The following is a 3,315-nucleotide window of genomic DNA, read 5'->3' as shown; positions in this document are numbered from 1 at the left end:
GCACGCAATTCCTCTATTTTTTCCTTTATATCCATATTTCTTCGATTGTTTAAGGCAAAAATACATGTTTATCTTTGAATATTTGTACTTTTGCGAAAAATTAAAAGATTATGCGTATTGATATTATAACAGTTTTACCCGAAATGATTGAAGGTTTCTTCAATTGTTCTATCATGAAACGAGCTCAAGATAAAGGACTTGCAGAGATACATATTCACAATCTGCGTGATTATACCGAAGATAAATATCGCCGTGTCGATGATTATCCTTTTGGAGGGTTTGCCGGAATGGTTATGAAAATAGAACCCATTGAGCGTTGCATCAATGCTCTGAAGGCAGAACGCGACTACGATGAAGTTATTTTCACGACCCCTGACGGAGAACAGTTCAACCAGCCGATGGCCAACAGCCTCTCGTTGGCACAGAATCTCATTATTCTTTGCGGACATTTCAAAGGTATCGATTACCGCATCCGCGAACACCTGATTACTAAAGAAATCAGCATTGGAGATTACGTATTAACAGGAGGAGAATTGGCAGCAGCGGTGATGGCGGACGCCATCGTACGTATCATCCCCGGAGTCATTTCTGATGAACAGTCCGCACTTTCCGATTCTTTCCAGGATAATTTGCTGGCAGCACCTGTATATACACGACCTGCGGATTATAAAGGATGGAAAGTTCCCGATATTCTCTTATCCGGCCATGAAGCAAAAATCAAAGAATGGGAACTGCAACAATCCTTGGAACGTACCAGAAAACTTCGTCCCGACTTATTGGGAGAATAAAATAAAGTGTAAATAAAAACGACGGTGAAGAATATGTAAATCCTCACCGTCGTTTTTATTTTGCCTTCAGTTTATAAAGATCTTGCTGATAGCTAATCGTTAAACACAGACTTATTTTTCATCCGCTGTTTCCAGCCTGCTTATTCTTCCTTTATTCAAAAGAAAAATAGCATTTTTCTCGCAGACTTAGTGCGAATGGTTATTGTATGTTTCCAACTACACCTCAAGCGCACCAATAATTTCCTTTACAGACTTACATCCGTGTCTTTCCAGGTAATTATTTATACCATCTTCCACTTTGATAGTAACAGCAGGATCTATGAAATTTGCCGTACCAATCTGGATAGCTGTCGCACCTGCAAGCATGAATTCGACAGCATCTCTCCAGTCCATAATACCTCCTAAACCAATGACAGGAATATTTACCGCCTTAGCAACTTGCCATACCATACGCAATGCGATAGGTTTTACGGCCGCTCCCGACATTCCTCCTGTTATCGTTGATAAAATAGGGCGTTTACGTTCCGCATCAATCGCCATACCCAGCAATGTATTGATTAATGACACGCTATCTGCACCACTTTCTTCTGCTGCGCGAGCTATTTCGGTGATATCCGTAACGTTTGGGGAGAGTTTTACGATAAGTGTCTTTTTGTAAGCAGAACGCACTGCTTTCACTACTTCTGATGCCCCTTTTGCTGACACACCAAAAGCCATACCTCCTTGCTTCACATTGGGGCAAGAGATGTTTAGTTCTATAGCAGGAATTTTGTCAAGTTCATTAATGATTTCAGCCGTTTTCACATAATCTTCGATCGCAGACCCCGAAACGTTTACAATCATATTCGTTTGAATGTCTTTTATACGGGGATATATATGCTCTACGAAGTAGTCAACACCCTTATTTTGCAGTCCTACAGCGTTTAACATCCCAGAAGGAGTCTCTGCCATACGCGGATAAGGATTTCCTTCACGTTTGTGAAGAGTTGTCCCTTTTACAATAATACCACCTATTCGCGTTATATCAATAAAATCAGAGAACTCTTCACCATATCCAAATGTACCGGATGCCGTCATTACCGGGTTCTTCATTTGTAATTCACCAATGTTTACACTCAAATCTGCCATAGTAGTTTATTTATATTAAAAACAGGACCTTCTTTACATACACACAAGTGACCTTCTGTCGTATTTTCCACACAGCACAAGCATGCTCCGATACCACAAGCCATTGTATTTTCCAAAGAAACTTCACATTCTATCTGATTACTTTTGGCATATTTTGCCACAGCCACCATCATTGGTTTAGGACCACAAGTGTAAATCTGCTCAAATCGTATCTTATTTAATATAGAATGTTGAGTTACGTATCCTTTTTCGCCATGGCTACCATCCTCCGTAGTAGTATACACCTCTCCATATTTGGCAAACTCTTCCAGCTGCAACAAATCTTTGTCGCTACGGGCACCTAACAAGAACGTAGGTTTGTGGCCTTTTTTAGCCAATTGTTCACCTAAATACAACATGGGAGCTGTTCCGACACCTCCACCAACTAATAAGAGCTTATCAGAAGCCTCTTGAGGCATTGTGTATGCATTTCCCAGCGGAAGCACCACATTAATTGTATCACCAGAATTAGCCTCTGCCAGACGTCTTGTTCCATCACCAACCAGCTGGATCAGAAACCAGACCTCATTTCGCTGTTTATCTACAAAATTAATAGAAATAGGACGACGCAAGAATGTAGTAGGCGAACCGTCCACCCGGATTTCTGCAAACTGCCCAGGTAACATTTCGGGCAGTAATGACTGAGACGTCAATTTTAGCAATACATAGTTTGCATTCAATCTGATATTCTCGGTCACTGTCAGATCTAAAATAAATTTCTTCATGTATGGATATAAAAGTATAAATTCGTATTCCGGGTGCAAAGATACAGGAAATTGCTCAAACCACCGATTTTACTCTTTATTTTTCAGGCCTAAACGTCTCATAGGTATTATCATCAAAAAATATTCTTATTTCTGTGATTTTCCTGGCAGGCTTTTCTATATACCTAATCTCTTGTTTTACAATCTCTTTAGGGGTACTTTCAGCGTTTCTTAATGGCATTTCCTTGCGATTTTCCGGAATAGCCGACTCTTTGGACGAATTTATGAGATTCTCGTCGAATAAAGAAGGCAGATAATCGCTATTAGAAGAAGAAAAAGATGTCTCTTCTTCAGATACCATCATTTCGCCCTTTCCATAAAGCAACCATTCAAGATTTACATAGTCATACTTTTGATGAACCTTCATTACGACCTCTAAACTGGGTTTATTCCGATCATTTAAAATATGAGAGAGAGTAGATTGTTGTACTCCGATTGTTTCAGCAAAAACTCTAGGAGGAACTTTTTCTCTCTCCATTATCATTCTGATTCTGTCTTTTATTTCCATACTACCTTCTTTTTATTACAATTGTATGTGTTATGCACCTGATTCACAAAAATACGTATTACATCATTGATAATACAAAGGTAAATAT

At 39.4% G+C, this 3,315-nt stretch carries 4 protein-coding genes; 1 reads left to right on the top strand and 3 read right to left on the bottom strand.

Annotated features, from left to right (window positions below):
• The first annotated feature begins 110 nt into the window (after positions 1-110).
• Positions 111-788, top strand: a complete 678-nt coding sequence (gene trmD, locus ACT8YW_RS22575) for a tRNA (guanosine(37)-N1)-methyltransferase TrmD (protein WP_004312919.1) — start codon at positions 111-113, stop codon at positions 786-788.
• A 216-nt stretch (positions 789-1,004) separates the two neighbouring features.
• On the opposite strand, the gene ACT8YW_RS22570 is transcribed toward trmD, so the two are convergent.
• From ACT8YW_RS22570 to ACT8YW_RS22560, 3 genes are all read right to left on the bottom strand, one after another.
• Positions 1,005-1,916 (bottom strand): dihydroorotate dehydrogenase, encoded by a 912-nt coding sequence (locus tag ACT8YW_RS22570; RefSeq protein ID WP_004312918.1) that lies wholly within the window; start codon positions 1,914-1,916, stop codon positions 1,005-1,007.
• Positions 1,904-2,680 carry a dihydroorotate dehydrogenase electron transfer subunit gene (locus tag ACT8YW_RS22565; RefSeq protein WP_049702823.1) on the bottom strand — a complete coding sequence of 259 codons (777 nt, stop codon included), beginning with the start codon at positions 2,678-2,680 and terminating at the stop codon, positions 1,904-1,906. Before ACT8YW_RS22565 ends, ACT8YW_RS22570 begins: the two co-directional genes overlap by 13 nt.
• Before the next feature lie 76 nt (positions 2,681-2,756).
• Positions 2,757-3,227: a helix-turn-helix domain-containing protein gene (locus tag ACT8YW_RS22560; RefSeq protein WP_444107212.1), complete on the bottom strand. Its 471-nt coding sequence runs from the start codon at positions 3,225-3,227 to the stop codon at positions 2,757-2,759.
• Positions 3,228-3,315 lie beyond the last annotated feature (88 nt).

Origin of the sequence: Bacteroides sp., assembly GCF_052357945.1 — a bacterium.
Classification (GTDB): Bacteria; Bacteroidota; Bacteroidia; order Bacteroidales; family Bacteroidaceae; genus Bacteroides.
The sequence above is the reverse complement of the archived record's forward strand: the minus strand, read 5'-3'. Positions and strand labels throughout refer to the sequence as shown.